11 protein-coding genes are annotated in these 14,741 nt (G+C 74.2%); 3 read left to right on the top strand and 8 right to left on the bottom strand.

The genetic code is table 11. The features are described from left to right. Positions 1–166: 166 nt before the first annotated feature. The 3 genes from BF93_RS08935 to BF93_RS08925 all read left to right on the top strand — a co-directional run bounded on the left by BF93_RS08935 (position 167) and on the right by BF93_RS08925 (position 2,566). Positions 167–1,093 (top strand): aldo/keto reductase, encoded by a 927-nt coding sequence (locus BF93_RS08935; protein ID WP_051486759.1) that lies wholly within the window; start codon positions 167–169, stop codon positions 1,091–1,093. Between the two features lie 253 nt (positions 1,094–1,346). Further along, positions 1,347–1,844 (top strand): FBP domain-containing protein, encoded by a 498-nt coding sequence (locus tag BF93_RS08930; protein WP_038372144.1) that lies wholly within the window; start codon positions 1,347–1,349, stop codon positions 1,842–1,844. A gap of 95 nt (positions 1,845–1,939) precedes the next feature. Beyond that, complete coding sequence (locus BF93_RS08925) at positions 1,940–2,566, top strand: hypothetical protein (RefSeq protein ID WP_038372143.1); 627 nt, start codon at positions 1,940–1,942, stop codon at positions 2,564–2,566. Positions 2,567–2,608: 42 nt separating this feature from the next. On the opposite strand, the gene BF93_RS08920 is transcribed toward BF93_RS08925, so the two are convergent. The 8 genes from BF93_RS08920 to BF93_RS08885 form a co-directional block, all read right to left on the bottom strand. Continuing rightward, positions 2,609–3,265 (bottom strand): nucleoside/nucleotide kinase family protein, encoded by a 657-nt coding sequence (locus BF93_RS08920; protein WP_038372142.1) that lies wholly within the window; start codon positions 3,263–3,265, stop codon positions 2,609–2,611. Further along, positions 3,258–6,701 (bottom strand): UvrD-helicase domain-containing protein, encoded by a 3,444-nt coding sequence (locus tag BF93_RS08915; protein ID WP_038372141.1) that lies wholly within the window; start codon positions 6,699–6,701, stop codon positions 3,258–3,260. Before BF93_RS08915 ends, BF93_RS08920 begins: the two co-directional genes overlap by 8 nt. After that, entirely contained in the window at positions 6,698–9,487 is a 2,790-nt protein-coding gene (locus BF93_RS20035; RefSeq protein WP_038372140.1) for a PD-(D/E)XK nuclease family protein, read from the bottom strand. The genes BF93_RS08915 and BF93_RS20035 overlap by 4 nt, the downstream gene beginning before the upstream one ends. A gap of 139 nt (positions 9,488–9,626) precedes the next feature. Beyond that, a complete protein-coding gene (locus tag BF93_RS08905; protein ID WP_038372139.1) occupies positions 9,627–9,959 on the bottom strand; it encodes a nucleoside triphosphate pyrophosphohydrolase family protein in 333 nt (110 codons plus the stop codon). A gap of 75 nt (positions 9,960–10,034) precedes the next feature. Beyond that, positions 10,035–10,613, bottom strand: coding sequence for a hypothetical protein (locus tag BF93_RS08900; protein WP_038372138.1), 579 nt, complete (start codon positions 10,611–10,613; stop codon positions 10,035–10,037). A 78-nt stretch (positions 10,614–10,691) separates the two neighbouring features. After that, positions 10,692–11,678: a hypothetical protein gene (locus BF93_RS08895; protein WP_232226291.1), complete on the bottom strand. Its 987-nt coding sequence runs from the start codon at positions 11,676–11,678 to the stop codon at positions 10,692–10,694. 181 nt (positions 11,679–11,859) lie between these two features. Further along, complete coding sequence (locus BF93_RS08890; protein WP_084148409.1) at positions 11,860–13,383, bottom strand: arylsulfatase; 1,524 nt, start codon at positions 13,381–13,383, stop codon at positions 11,860–11,862. An 85-nt stretch (positions 13,384–13,468) separates the two neighbouring features. After that, positions 13,469–14,620 (bottom strand): SPFH domain-containing protein, encoded by a 1,152-nt coding sequence (locus BF93_RS08885; RefSeq protein ID WP_038372136.1) that lies wholly within the window; start codon positions 14,618–14,620, stop codon positions 13,469–13,471. Positions 14,621–14,741 lie beyond the last annotated feature (121 nt).

The raw sequence follows: 14,741 nt of genomic DNA, 5'->3' as shown, positions 1-14,741 counted from the left end.
TGCCCCGGGGGCGAGCGGAGTGCACAGCGCGGGCACGCGCGCCGTGCACGGCCCGGGCGCGGGTGCCGTGCGGGCCCGGCGGCACTGTCGTGCCACGACGTGTCGCGATCCCGCCCGCGCGGTCGAAAGGCTGTACCGCATGCGCGAGAAGCCCTACAGTCGGACCATGACCACGGATAACGCTTCCCGTTTCTCTGCTCCCCAGGTGGCCGCGCAGCGCCGCATCGGCTCCCTGGCGGTCTCCCCGATCGGGCTCGGCGCCATGCCCTTCTCCCTGGGCAAGGACCCGCTGCCGCCGCGCGAGCAGGCGATCGCGACCGTGCACGCCGCCCTCGACGCCGGCGTCACCCTGATCGACACGGCGGACGTCTACGCCCCGCGCTGGGACATGATGGGCCACAACGAGCAGATCGTCGCGGAGGCCCTGCGCACCTGGAGCGGCGACGCCTCCCAGGTCGTCGTCGCCACGAAGGGCGGCATCACCCGCGAGAAGGACGTCTTCCCCAACCGTCGCAACGCCTCGCCCGAGTACCTGCGCAGCGCCGTCGAGGCCTCGCTCACCGCGCTCGGCGTCGACACGATCGACCTCTACTACTGGCACCGCCCCGACCGCTCCCGCCGCTACGCCGACGGGGTCGAGGCGCTCGCCGCCCTGCAGCAGGAGGGCCTGATCCGCGAGATCGGCGTCTCCAACGCGAACGTCGAGGAGCTCGACGTGGCGCGCGAGGTACTCGGCGAGGGCGGCCTCGCGGCCGTCCAGAACGAGTTCTCGCCCCGGTTCCACCACACCAGCCACCGTGAGCTGCAGTACTGCGGCGAGCACGGCATCGCCTTCGTCCCGTGGTCCCCGCTGGGCGGCATCGGCGGCGGATCGAAGGGCGTGGGGGAGCGGTTCCTGCAGGTCCAGCGGGTCGCGGAGCTGCGCGACGTGAGCCCGCAGCAGGTGGTGCTGGCCTGGGAGCTGTCGCTGGGCGAGCACGTGATCCCGATCCCCGGTGCCAGCCGCCCGGAGTCGATCACCGACTCGGCCCAGGCCATGTCCCTCGCGCTCAGCGTCGACGACCTCGAGGAGCTCGCCACGATCCTCCCGTGACCGCCCGGTCCTGGGGGCGTCGTAAAACACCTTGCCACGCGGCATCGGCCGCAGTAGCGTGGCGAGGTCCGTGACCGGAGAGGAGATCAGCATGCCGCAGCAGCATGCAGGGAGCGAGGCGGCCCGACGGGCCTTCTCGGGCCGGAGCCTGCGCGCCTGAGCGCGCTCCCCGCCCACCCTGATCTCCGCACGCCCTTCCCGGCCGCGCCCCGTCGCGCGGCCTGGTCGGCGTGCCCTCTCCCTGAGGACCCTCATGCATGCTCTGACCGAATCCCAGATCCGTACGTCCTTCGTCAACGCCTCCAAGGGCGAGGCCAAGCGCGCCACCCTGCCCGACCTCTCGGCCGTGGCGTGGGAGGAGCTCGACTACTTCGGCTGGAAGGACGCCAAGCGCCCGCTGCAGCATTACGTCGCGCTCGAGGTGGACGACGAGCTCGTCTGCCTGCTGCTGCGCGGCAACGAGCGGCCGATGAGCCGCAAGATGCTCTGCGCCTGGTGCGAGGACGTCGTCGACGGCGTCCACGCCGCCGTCTTCAGCGCCCCGCTGACCGGCGACTCCGGGCGACGCGGCAACAGCATCGGCACCGCGATCTGCGCGGACTTCCGCTGCTCGCGCAACGTGCGCCGGGCGCCGACGTCCTTCGAGCTGCGCAGCGAGGACCCGGCCCTGCTGGAGTACCACCGCGAGCAGAAGATCGCCGGGCTGCGCGAGCGCTCGACGACCTTCGCGCGCGCCGTGATGAACCGCTGAGCTCGAGCCTCCGGCGCACACCTGCGCCGATGGTCCCGGCGGACCGCGACCTTCGTCCGATCCGCCGGGACCGGCCTCCCGCCTAGCGTGCAGGGATGACCCTCACCGCGCGCAGCGCCCTCCGCGACCTCCACGACACCCGCACCCTCACCCACGGCCTGGTCTCCACCGCAGCGACCGTCGCCCTCACCCTCGTCGAGCCGCGCGGCCTGACGCCCGGACGCCGCGCCGTCTATCGCACGGCCGTCGGCGTCTTCTCCGCCTGGACGATGTGGGCGGGCCTGCGCACCGAGGTCGCCGCCGCGGCGGAGACCGCGGCCGCCGGCACGGGCGATGCGGCAGAGCCCGCCGATGAGCCGGACCTGGACGATGCGGCGGAGCCTGCCGATGAGCTGGACCTGGACGATGCGGCGGAGCCTGCCGACGAGCTGGACCTGGACGATGCGGCGGAGCCCGAGGAGGACCTGGCCGCGGATGCCGTGGCGGAGCCCCTCCGTCTCGAGGAGCGGTGGGCCTATCACCCTGTGAACCGGATGGTGATCGCGCTCGGCGCGGGCGGAGCGGTCATCGGCTACATGGACGTGCAGGAGGCGATCGACGCGCGCGTGGTCGGTCTGCTCTCCCGTGCGGGCGTCGAGCGGCCGCGCGGGACCCTCGCGATCGCCGGCGCGGCGCTCTCGCTCGGCACCTGGTACCTGGGGCGGCGCAGCCTCCGGGCCTGATCCGGGCCGCCCGGCACGCATCTCGGTCGGCACGCATGCTGGTCAGCCCAGGTGTACCTCGGCATCGGCCCGGGCGCGGGTGGCGGCGACGAGGCGGGCGTTGGCCTCATCGGGGCCGAGCGACCAGTCCCGCGCGGCCTGGGGGGACTTGCCGAAGCGCTCGTGACGGGCGATCAGCCGCTCATGGCGCAGCTCCTCCGGCGTGCTCACGAACCAGCAGGCGTCCAGCAGGGCGTGCACGTGCGCGAACGGTCCCTCGTCCAGCAGCAGGTAGTTGCCCTCGGTGATCACCAGCGGCACCTCGGGGCCGATCTCGATGGCGCCGGCCAGCGGCTGCTCGAGGTCGCGCTCGAACATCGGCGCCCACACCGGGGCGTCCCCGGGTCGCGCCCCGCGCAGCCGCTGCAGCAGCGCGACGTACCCGGCGGCGTCGAAGGTGTCGGGGGCGCCCTTGCGGTCGCGGCGGCCCAGCCGGTCCAGGGCGATGTCGGCCAGATGGAAGCCGTCCATCGGCACGACCAGGCAGGATCCCGCCGGGAGCGCCTGCGCCAGCAGCGCGGTGAGCGTCGACTTGCCGGCCCCGGGCGCCCCGGCGATGCCCAGCATGCGCCGGGATCCCGAGCGCAGGGCGTCATCGAGCAGGGTGCGGGCGGCGCGGACGGCGGCGTCCTCATCGGGAAGGATCTGCGGCTCAGACATCGAGGACCCCCTGAAGGCCGGGGAGGGTCGGCTGCGACGCGGCCGTGGGCCCGGACGGCGCGTCGCGCCGCGACGCATCGGCGGGGCCTGTCGGGTCCGCGGGGCCTGTCGGGTCCGCGGGCCCGTCGCGGTGCAGCATCACCTCGAGCACCTCGCCGCGCAGGGGCAGGTGGATGAGCACCCGCTCGACCTCCACGCCGGAGGCGCCGAGGGCCCGCGCGTAGGTGTCCATCTGCCCCAGGTAGTGCTCGCGCACGTGCCCCACGGGGTCGTCGCCGGGGTAGGTCTTGTGGTCCACGAGCACGGCGCCGCCGCCCGGCAGGCGCAGCAGCGCGTCGATCCAGCCCTCCATGACCTGCTCGTCCTCGTTCCACCAGGCGATCGGCTGCTCGGTGAGCAGCTGCGCCCCGGGCAGCTCGGCGGCGAGGAAGCCCTGCCAGGCCTCCCCGGCGCGCAGCAGCGCCTCGGGGCCGATGGCCCGCGACACCGCCCAGCGCTGCACGAGCCGCTGCGCCGCCTGCGCCCGCTGCTCGGCATCGAGGGAGGCCAGCGGCAGGGCGAGGTAGGCGTGGACGGCCTCGCCCACCCGGTCCCAGTCGCGGTCCCCGTGCGCGACGAGCGCGGGGCCGATGCGCCGGGGCGTCCCGACGGAGCCGAGAGCATCGGCCGAGGCGGACGCGGAGGCCTGGAAGCGGGCCGCGGCCCCGGCCCCCGGCGCCGGGCGGCCGAGGCCGACGAGATCGGTGGCCGCGAGCGCCGTCTGCGTGCCCGCGTACTGCTCGCCCTCCGGCGGTTCGATGCGCAGGGTGCGGACCACGGCCGGCAGCGAGGGGCCGCCGGCGACGTGGATGTGCGCGCCGCCGGACTCCCAGCGCAGCAGCGGCACCGGCTCGGCCTCGCGCGGCTCCGGAGCAGGGGCCAGCAGGGTGTCCAGCAGCGGCGCGCAGCCGTCGCCGCTGAGGATCGTGACGTCCTGCGCGCGGGTGAAGGCGACGTACTGCAGGCGACCGGCCTCCTCCCGCGCGCCGCGGGCGCGGCGGCGGGCATGCTCCGAGGCGGCCAGGGCCTCCTGCAGCGGGGCGAAGCCGGGCAGGACCGACGGCCAGCAGCGGGGCCGCCGTCCCGCGAGCGGCGTGGTGACGTCCAGCTGTTCGGCGGGGACGATGAACACGCCGTCCGTCTGCGGGCGCTCCTTCGGGTCGGGATCCAGCAGCACCACGACCCGGGACCACTCCAGGCCCTTGGCGGTGTGGATGGTGCCGACCCAGACGGTGTCGGGGATGCCCTCGAGGTCGGGGCCGCGGTCCAGGGCGTCGAGCTCGGCCCGCAGCCCGGTCAGGGTGATCGGCGCGGAGGAGGCCCGGGCCCGGTCGGCGTACTCGTGGGCGACGGCCCGCACCGCGTCGAGGGTCCGCAGGCGCTGCTCGGGGTCGGACCAGGCACGGATCCGCTCGGGCAGGTCGAGGGCATCGACCAGGGCCGTGACCATCTCCTCCGGAGTCAGGGAGATGCACTCCTCGCGCAGCGCCCGCAGGCCCGCCAGGGCGGGGTCGCGCCACCAGTCCTCGAACACCTGCCGGCGTGCGGGAGCATCGGGCGCCTCCGCGAGGGTCGCGAACCATCGGCCGTGCGCGGCATGGTCGGTCAGCAGGTCCACGAGCTCGGTGAGGGCGAGCGTGTCGCTGAGGTCCAGCGTCACGGCGAGCCCCGCCCGCAGGATCCGGCCCTCGCGGGTGGCGAGGATCGGGGTGCCCTCGCCGGAGGCGGGGATGCCCCGCGCGGCCAGCGCCGCGACCACGGCGTCCCGGGTCCGGTTGGTGCGCACGAGCACCGCCACGTCGCCGGGGCCGGTGCCGGGCTCCTCGAGCAGCGCGGCGACGCCGTCGGCGATGGCGGTGGTGTGCTCGGCGGCCGTCGGAGGCCACCGCTTGCCGTTCTTGCGGAACCGGGGCGGGGTGGTCCACGCCTCCAGGCGCCCGGGGGCCCGACCGGAGGCCGCCCGGCGGCGGGCGGCCTCGGGAGCGGGGCCGATGGCGACGCGCTCGGGCGGCAGGTCGGGGAAGATCCGCGGGAAGATGCTGCTCACCAGCTCCAGCACCGGCTCCTGGGAGCGCCAGGAATGCTCGAGGTTCTCGATGCTGCCGGTGCCGAGATCGCTGGTGCCCGCCTCGAGCTGGGCGATGACGCCGAGCATGAGGGTGGGATCGGCCGCGCGGAAGCCGTAGATGGCCTGCTTGGGGTCGCCCACCCAGATCTTGTCCTCGATCAGCCGGCTCAGCTCGAGGAACAGGGCCAGCTGCACGGGGGAGGTGTCCTGGAACTCGTCGACGGCCAGCAGGCGGAACCGCGAGCGGATCACCGCGCGGACCCGCTCGCTGGAGCGGATCAGCGCCAGCGCCCCGACCTCCTGGTCGATGAAGTCGATCAGGCCCAGCTCCCGCTTGTGCGCCGCGTAGGCGTCCAGGGAATCGGCGGCGGTGTCCATGATCAGCGTGATCATGGCGCGGATGTCGGCCTGCAGCGCCGGGAGGGAGAGCAGGTCGTCGCGGACCTCCTCGGCGAGGCCCTGCAGGGCGAGGTCGACGTCCTTGGAGTAGGCGTAGTCGCCGGCCTCGGGGTTCACGGCCTTGCGCTCGGCGACCCTCGCGATCCGCACCCACGCCGACCAGGGGCAGCGGTCGGCGTCGGCGAGGGTCCGGCGCAGCTGCTCGAGGGTGCGCACGTGCTTGGCCACGCCCGCCACGCTGCCCTTGGCGATCGGTGGCTTCCCGGCGGCCGGGTCCGGATCCTCGGAGGCGGCGAGGTCCGCGCGCAGGCCCGCGATCGCGAGGTCCAGCCGCGACAGCCACGCCGGTCGCAGATCGGTGCCCGCGGCGGGGAGCGCCGCCTCGGCGTACTCGCGCCAGGAGTCATCGGCCGCGCGCCGCAGATCCTCGGCGCCGAGCATGTTGATGCGGGCCTCCTCGGCCAGGCGCCGCACCGAGATGCGCCAGGAGCCCTTCTCGCCCCGGGTCGGGTCCGGGTCCTCCACGCCGTCCAGCTCCATCCGGGCCACCAGGTCCTGGGCGTCGGCGCCGATCTGCGCGACCTTCGCATCGATCGCGGCGGAGAACGCGGTGCGCTGCGAGGCGTCGTCCAGCACCCGCGTCTCGGGGGAGATCCCGGCATCGAGCGCGAACTCCTGCAGCAGCAGCCCGAAGACGGAGTTCACGGTGCCGATGAGGGCGCTGTCGATCCCGCGGGCCTGCTCGAGCATCCCCTCCTCGAGCAGGGTGCGCCGCACCCGGTCGGACAGCTCCGCCGCGGCCTTGCGCGTGAAGGTCGTCGCGATGAGCTGGGAGGGGCTCAGGCCCGCGCGGATCTCTGCGGCGATCCGGTGGGTCAGGGTGTGCGTCTTGCCCGATCCGGCGGAGGCGTTGATCAGGGTGAAGGTCATCGCCAGTCTCCTTGCAGCCCGCACAGCTGGGCATAGTCGCTGGTGGCGCAGTAGGACTTCACGACGAGCCCGCCGCGGGACCGGGCCTCGGCCCGGGCCGCGTCCCAGGCCTTGCGCTGCGCGTCGTACGGGGAGGAGGCATCCAGCCCTGCGTCCTCGAGCAGGTGGCGGCAGCCCACCTGCACCGTGCCGGCGGCCACCTCCGACAGCGCCCGGGAGATCGCGGAGACGGCCCGGTCCCAGGCGCCGCGGGTGTCCATCGGCGCGCGGCCGTGCGGGTCCAGCGTCGGATCCGCGGCGATGAACTCCCCGGTGGTGAGGATGTAGTAGCCGACGGCGGGGGCCGTCTCCTGCGGCTCCTCCTGCTCCATGGACCAGGCGTAGGAGGCCAGCTGGATGGCCTCGTCGGTGTCGAAGAGGTCCGCGTAGGTCTTCGCGCTGCGGGCCCACTTCAGGTCGATGACGACGGGGCGGCCGCGGGCGTCGCGCGCATCGACGTCCCGGCTGCCGCCGAAGTCGACCGTGCGCCCGCCGGCCTCCCCGGCCAGGACCAGCGGATGGGAGAAGCGGGTCTCCGTACCGGTGATGCGCAGCCCGGCATCGGCCATGCGGGCGAACAGCGCGTGGACGGAGCGCACGGCGCGGGCGCGGATGTCCTCGCGCTCGGCGCTGCGGCCGGGCAGGTCCAGCTCGGAGGCGAGCTGGGGGACGAGGGCGTCGAACACGGCGCCGATCCTCTCCGGCGTCGGGGCCTCGAGCCGGACCCCGCCGAGCTGCGGGTCGTGCAGCTCCTGGACGAGATGCTCGACCACCGCGTGCACGAGCGTGCCGATCATCGGCGGGCCGGTGGGCAGGGCCGCGACCTGCGCGGGTCGGATCCCGAAGCCGTACTCGAGGATCCAGCGGTGGGGGCAGCCGATGAGGGTCGCGGCCTGCGAGTAGGAGAGCCGCTGCGGCATCAGGTGGGCGGCGGGGCCGATGCGCACGGGACCCGGGGCCGGTACGGAGAATCGTGCGCGGGCGGGGCGGTGCAGCTCCCGGGTGCGCCCGGCGAGCGACCAGGTCGTGCCCTCCAGCAGGGAGGCGGGAGAGCGGCGATCGCCCTCGCCGCGCCCGAGGGCGGCCTCGAGATGCGCGAGCAGGCCGCTCGGGGCGGGGGCCGCCTCGAGGCGCCGGCCGGGCAGCACGGCGATCACCCGGTCGGCGCGGCGCAGCCCGGCCAGGGCCGCATCGACGTGCAGGGCCGCCAGGGCCTCGGGGGCGGGTGCCCGGGCGCCGTCCCGGTCGAGGGCACGGATCTCCTCCGCGTCCCAGGTCACGGCCGCCGGGACGGCATCGTCGGCCGGTCCCCACCACAGGACGGTGCCGCCGGAGGCCGTGATCTGGGCAGGGCGCGTGGTGGTGGCCCAGTCGGCGACCTCGGCGCGGGCCCGGGGGGAGGGGCCGGATCCGCCGCAGGCGTCGATGATCTGCTGCAGGGTGCGGCGCGACAGCGGCGCGGAGGCGTCGAGCATCTCCAGCACCTGCTGGAGGGTCTGCACCTGGGTGAGGCTGGCGCGCAGATCCCCGTCGCCGCGGGAGACGCGCCGCAGGCGGTCCGCGAGCCATCCCAGGCGCCGGGAGATCGCGGCGGGTCGCAGGTCCTCGGCCGGGAGGGGGTCGGTGACGAGGCGGTCGATCTCCCGGGCGGCCTCGAGCGCCGCGGCGGCGCCGGGTCCCTCCTGCTGCGCGAGGTGCTCGAGGGCGGACTGCCAGGCCGGGCCGCCGACGCCCGGCTCCTGGGTGAGGGCGCGCAGCAGGGTGCGGCGCGCCGCCGCGGGCACGAGGCCGATGGGCTCGGCATCGGCATCCGGCCCGGGCAGCACCCGCAGGTCCAGCAGCGCGGCCAGCTGGTGCACGTCCACCGGGGCGGTCGCGACGTCCAGGAACAGCCCCAGCACCTGGTGATGGGCGCGGTCGGGGGACGGTGCGACGCGGCCGATGCCCGGCAGGCCGCGGCGGTGCAGCGCCCGGTCCAGCACGTCGGTGTCGGACGAGGCCAGGACGGTGAGCGGGCCGTCGCCGGGCGGGGCCGGGGCGGCGAGGAAGCGCGCGGCGACATCGGCGGCGGACCATTCGTCCAGGCAGGAGACCACCTCGAGCTGCGGGGCGCGCTCCGCGGGCGCCGGCACGGCGGTGATCTCGACGCCGCAGCCCGCGATCAGGTCCAGCAGCATCGGCCACAGCCCCGGCAGCTCCGCGGGGTCCTCGTGCAGGCTGATGCGGTCCACGCCCAGCGGCCAGCTCGCGCCGCCGGCACGCAGCTGCGCGAGGAGGTCCACGATCTCGCGCAGGTCGTCGGCCGGGCCGGGGGAGAGCGTGGCGGGGCGACCGTCGGGGGCGCAGGTGCCGGGCATGCCCACGACCACGCGCCGCTCCACCGCGGCGATGGCGGCCAGCCGCGGAGGCAGCAGGGCCGGGTCCGCGGTCGCGGGCCGCCAGCCCGCCTCGACGGCGGCGTCGCGCCAGCGCAGCAGCTGCCGTGCGGTGCTCCACGGGTCCACCGCGCAGGAGGCCGCCGGCCAGAAGGCTGCGGGATCCGAGAGGCCGGCCAGGTGCTCGTCGATCAGGCGCATCCACTGCGCCGTCCGCACCGCGCGGTCGACCTCGGGCCGGGTCAGGCCCAGCCGCGTCTGCAGCAGCGTCACCAGGCCGCGCGGGCCCATGCGGACGGTCCCCGCCGCCCCGCCGGAGGCGGCATCGGCCCAGGACGCGCCGTCCAGGGACCACCCGAACTCGATGCGCATCCGCCGACCTCCTCCGTCCAGGGCTGCGTCCCCCGCAGCCGCGCATCACCACCCTAGGGGAGCGGGCCGACACTCCGACGCTCAGACCGCCGGGATGATCTGCACCGTCCGGCCGTGCAGGCCGTCCGTCCGGCGCGCGTCAGTCCGGCGCGGGCAGCTTCCGTTCGAGCGAGAGCTGGAGATCGGACATCAGCCGGGCGAACTCTCCCTCGAGATCGATCCCGTACTCCGCCGAGAGCACGAGGAGCGACCACAGGCAGTCGGCGAGCTCGTGGCCGAGCTCCTCGTCCAGCTCCGGTCGTGGCCGGACGCCTGCTCTCCCGAGCACCAGCTTCGCGAGGTCGCCGACGTCCCCTACGAATCCCAGCATCACCTCGTCGGTCGTCCACGCACGTCGGGATCGGGACGCGTCGACCTCCGCGAAAAGGGTCCTGACCTGCAGAGCTTTCTCCGTCATGTCCTGGAGGGTCATGGTGGGAGACTACCGCCACGCATCCGTCCGACCCGGGACGGCGGGCCGGGAAGGGCGCGCCGCAGGCACCGCGGGTCAGGTCGTGCGGGGGCGCTCGCCGATGCAGGTGCGGATGATCCCCACGATCAGCTGCACGAGGCGGCAGCCGGGGACCACCAGGTAGAGGACGGCCATCAGCAGGATGAACGAGCCGAGCATCAGGTCCTGGTCGTCGCCCTGCACGGCGAGGACCACCAGCGCGATGCTCAGCACCGGAGCGAGCCACGCGATCGTGATCGCCACGATCACGCACCACGGGACGATCGCGTCGCCGATCCGCCCCACCAGACGGCGCACGGACTGCACCACGGCCACGAGGTCGAGCACGATCGTGGCGACCACCCCGAGAGCGGTGAGCGCGAACACCACGATCGACGCCGTGAGCGGAGCCCACGGGTCCACGCCCCCGGAGCCGCCGTCCGCCGCGGACTCGATCGACGCGAGCAGGGCGAAGCTCGAGGCGTAGAGCAGCGTCCCCCCGATGAGGAGCCCGAGCCCCCACATCACCGCGCCGACGAGGACGACGATGCCGTAGCCGCGCCGGGCCGGAGGGAGCGAGGGGACAGGGGCGTACGGCGCGGCGTACGGGTGGGGAGGCGGTGACGAGGAGTGCATCTGCGCACGGTAGCGCGGTCCGCCCTCGGCCCGCTCGCGGTCTGTGGACAACCCGGCCGATCGCGGCTCCGCCGCAGATCAGCGGTTGAACGGATCGTCGGGCCGCAGCCCCCAGCTGAAGCCGCGGTCGTAGAGGACCCGGCCGTCCTCGTCGGGGGAGAGGACCAGGTCGATGCCCTCGCCGTGCAGGCGCAGGGAGCCGTCGGCGTGCTCCTGGACGGTGAGGGTCCAGGTCAGCTGCTCCGATGCGGCGTGCTCGGCGAAGGTCTGCCCGGGGTCGCGCTGCTCGCGCAGGGCCAGCTCCACCGTGGAGCCGCCGGTGCGCTCGTAGGTGCCGTCCAGCAGCGTCCCGTCCGCCCGGCGCACCTGGGCGCGGGCCGTGCCGTCGTAGGCGACCTCGCCAAACGCCGCCTTCTGCCAGCGGGTGTCCTCGGACAGCTGGGCGGCGGGCTCGGCGGTGTCCTGCGCGACGACCCAGACGCCCGCCGGCGGCGTCGCGTCCGTGCTCCGCGCCGGGTACAGGGCGCTCACGCCCCAGGCCACCAGGGCCAGCAGCGCGATCCCGGCGAGGGGACCGGCCACGTCCGTGACCTTCCGGAAGGGACGCCCGGGGATCAGCGCGGGCTCGGGACCGGCGGGGATCGCCCCGTGCCCCAGCAGCGACCGCGCCACCCGGGGCATCCACGGGCCGAGCACCACGAGGGACATCACCAGCAGCACCAGGGCGATCGTCTTCACGGGCACGTCGTAGCCCAGGTTCAGCACGAGCACGAGGGCCATGTCCGCCGCGGCCAGCAGCGCACCGAAGGCCACCGACCGCCGCCACATCAGGGCGAGCGCGGCCCCGGCCTCGGCGAGGCCGGCGAGGACCTGGAACAGCGGGGAGAAGGCCACCAGGCGCCACAGCATCCCCATCGGGCTCATCTCGCCCTGCGCCACGAGCGCGTCGCCCATGTCCGCGACCCCGAACTGCCCCAGGACCAGCTTCGCGACGCCGTAGTAGGCCAGCGCCAGCGCCAGCAGCACGCGGACGAGACCGTGCAGCCACCACCCCAGCGTCACCACGATCGTCCGTGCTGGTGCTGGTGCTGGTGCTGGTGCCGGGGAGGGGGCGGGTGCGGGAGCGGAGGAGGCATCGGGCGCGGTCATGGCGTCCACCCCACCATCGGGCGCGCCGCGGCGGGAGCGCCCTCCGGCGGAGGCGACCCCGACCTTCGCGCGATCCCGCGCTCGACCTTCGGCCCGGTCAGAGCGCGGCGTGCTCCCGCACCCAGCTCGCCTCGGACTGCAGGGGCCGGCCCGGCACGAGCGCGCCGTCCCGCACGAATCCCTCCTCGCGGCCGTCCAGCTCCGCCACCAGGAGCGCGCGGTGCCGGGCGAGCTCCTCGGCGTGGGCGTCGTCCCCGGCGAGGTCGTGCAGCTCCTGCGGATCGGCCTCGAGGTCGAAGAGCTGCTCGTGCCCGTCGCCGGAGAACCACAGGTACTTGTGCCGCGCGGATCGGATCCAGTGCATCCCGTGCCGGCCCAGCGAGCCGATGAGGTGCTCGCCGTGGAGGTGCTCACGCACCGCGGCGCGGTCGCGCGTGGCCGGGCGCAGGCTGAGGCCGTCCACGCCCTCCGGCACGGGCACGCCCGCGAGGTCCAGCACGGTGGGCATGATGTCGCGCAGCTCGGCGATGGCGTCGACGTCCCCGGGCGCGCCCCAGCTCTCCTGCAGGCGCGGCGGCACGTGCAGGACCATCGGCACCCGCGCGGATCCCTCGTAGCCCACCGACTTCCGGTACATGTCGTGGTCGCCCATCATGTCGCCGTGGTCGGAGACGAACACGATCACCGTGTCCTGCAGCAGGCCCAGGTCCGAGAGCTTCTCGCGCAAGCGGTTCAGCTGCAGGTCGATGAACTCGATGCTCCCGTAGTACCCGGCGCGGACCTGCTGATGGGTGCTCTCCTTCTGCGCGCCGAACTCCGCCTCCGAGCCGTGGTCGCGGCGGTGCTCGTCGAAGCGGGAGACCCACCGGCCCATCGGCCGCGGCGGATAGGTCCGGGCACGGTACTTCTCCCACAGCCAGGCCGGCGGGTCGAAGGGCGCATGCGGCCGATGGAAGGACATGTACAGGAAGAAGGGGCGGGAGGGGTCGCGACGCTCGAGGAAGCGCAGGGACTCGTCGGCGACCCACCGGGTCGGGTGCAGGCGCTCCTCCCGCTCCCACGGCCGCGCGGTCATGGCGTTGCAGCCGATGCCGGTGTCCTGGTAGTCGGCCCGCGGATCCCCGGTCTCCCGGCGCAGGAAGTCGACGTAGTCGTCGATCCCGGCCGATGCTCCCCGGCTCAGCCGGCGGGAGGCGTGCAGGAAGCCGTCGTGCAGCAGCACGTCGTCGAAGCCGCAGCGGGCCCGGTCGGGGAAGACGTGCATCTTGCCGACGCCGAAGGTCTGGTAGCCGGCCTCCCGCAGCGTGGACTGCAGGGTCACGGGGTAGGCGTCGGGGAAGGAGATGCCCTCCCGGTAGCCGTAGCGGCCGTGCCGGTCCGGCGAGGTCCCGGTGAACAGGGCGACCCGCGCCGGCACGCAGGTGGGCGTGGCCGAGTAGGCACGCGTGAAGCGGTACCCGCCGCGGGCCAGGTCGTCGAGGTTCGGGGTGTCGATGTGCTCGTTGCCGGCGGCGCCCATCGCATCGGCGCGCATCTGGTCGACGCATACCAGGACCACGTGGGGCCGGCGGGGAGGGGTCTCGGCGGAGGCCGGGACGGCGGACGGGGTCTCAGGGGTCACGGTGGCGGGGTCCTTCCCGGTGCCGGGGACGAGAACTCCCCCCGCCCGACGGATCGGACGAGGGGAGCATGAGGTCGGGGGCGGCTCAGCCGAGCATGTCCCCGGGCTTCGCCCACGGCGGGGTGCCGCCGGCGCGATGCCCGCCCTGCTGTCCCTGCTGGGACTGCTGGGCCTGCTGGGCGGCGCGCTGGGCGGCCTCGGCCTGGGAGCGGGCCTGGTCGCGGCGGGCCGACTCCTGAGCGTGACGCGCCTGCTCGGCGGCGCGCTGCGCGCTGACGACGGCGTCCTTGTCGGCCTCGCCGTCGGCGTCGTGCGCCGCCTGCGCCTGCAGCATGGCGGTGCGGATCTCGTCGCCCATCGAGCCGACGGTGCCGGGGTTCGAGGGCAGGAACAGGACGTTGGAGCGGCCGTTGCGGGCCACGTCCTGCATGGTGTCGAAGTACTGGGTCATCAGCAGCAGCTGCTCGGCGGAATGCTCGATGCCGACCTTGCGGAGCATCTCGTACTGCTCGGCGATGCCCATGGCGATCGCCTTGCGCTGGGCGGCGACGCCCTCACCCTGGAGGCGCTTGGACTCGGCCTCGGCCTCCGCCTGGGTGACGCGCTTGATCTTGTCGGCCTCGGCGAGGGACTGCGCGGCCACGCGGTCGCGCTGGGCGGCGTTGATCGAGTTCATCGAGTCGCGCACGCGCTGGTCCGGGGAGATGTCCTGGACCAGGGTGTTGACGATGTTGAAGCCGAACTCCTGCATGCGCGCGGAGAGGGTCTCCTCGACGTTGCGGGCGATGTCGTCCTTGGACTCGAAGGCCGCGTCGAGGTTCAGGCCCGACAGCGCCGAGCGGACCGTGTCGAACACGTAGGAGCGGATCTGCGCCTCGGGGTTGGACAGCCGGTAGTAGGCGTCCACGACCTGGTTCTCGCGGATCACGTACTGCACCGCGACCGGCACGTTGACGAACACGTTGTCCTTGGTCTTGGACTCGATGTTCACCTCGAGCTGCTGGATGCGCAGCGAGATGGGGCGCGTGGTGGTCTCGATGAAGGGGGTCTTCATGTTCAGGCCGGGCCCGGCGACCTTCTTGAACTTGCCGAAGCGCTCGACGATCACCATCTCCTGCGTGTGGACGGTGAAGAAGATGCTGGTGCGGAGCCCGCCGAACAGCAGGCCTCCCACGATGATGAGCGCGATCACGAGGATCACGGCGATGACGAGGAATGCGATGATGCCGCCGTCCACGGGTACTCCCTTGGGTCGTCGGGTCGATGGTTGTGATCCAGGCTACCAACGGTGCATCGCCGCAGGCCCCGCCGAACGTCGATGATCTGCTGCGGGCTCGCGGGCTCGCGGGCTCGCGGGG

Origin of the sequence: Brachybacterium phenoliresistens (assembly GCF_000576425.1) — a bacterium.
GTDB lineage: Bacteria > Actinomycetota > Actinomycetes > Actinomycetales > Dermabacteraceae > Brachybacterium > Brachybacterium phenoliresistens.
Note: the sequence above shows the minus strand (reverse complement) of the source record. Positions and strands in the feature narration are given on the sequence as shown.

What these genes read in the sequence shown, in the direction of transcription:
- BF93_RS08935 (WP_051486759.1), top strand. Translation starts at nt 167, where the DNA reads ATGACCACGGATAACGCTTCCCGTTTCTCTGCTCCCCAGGTGGCCGCG.
- BF93_RS08930 (WP_038372144.1), top strand. Translation starts at nt 1,347, where the DNA reads ATGCATGCTCTGACCGAATCCCAGATCCGTACGTCCTTCGTCAACGCC.
- BF93_RS08925 (WP_038372143.1), top strand. Translation starts at nt 1,940, where the DNA reads ATGACCCTCACCGCGCGCAGCGCCCTCCGCGACCTCCACGACACCCGC.
- BF93_RS08920 (WP_038372142.1), bottom strand. Translation starts at nt 3,265, where the DNA reads ATGTCTGAGCCGCAGATCCTTCCCGATGAGGACGCCGCCGTCCGCGCC.
- BF93_RS08915 (WP_038372141.1), bottom strand. Translation starts at nt 6,701, where the DNA reads ATGACCTTCACCCTGATCAACGCCTCCGCCGGATCGGGCAAGACGCAC.
- BF93_RS20035 (WP_038372140.1), bottom strand. Translation starts at nt 9,487, where the DNA reads ATGCGCATCGAGTTCGGGTGGTCCCTGGACGGCGCGTCCTGGGCCGAT.
- BF93_RS08905 (WP_038372139.1), bottom strand. Translation starts at nt 9,959, where the DNA reads ATGACCCTCCAGGACATGACGGAGAAAGCTCTGCAGGTCAGGACCCTT.
- BF93_RS08900 (WP_038372138.1), bottom strand. Translation starts at nt 10,613, where the DNA reads ATGCACTCCTCGTCACCGCCTCCCCACCCGTACGCCGCGCCGTACGCC.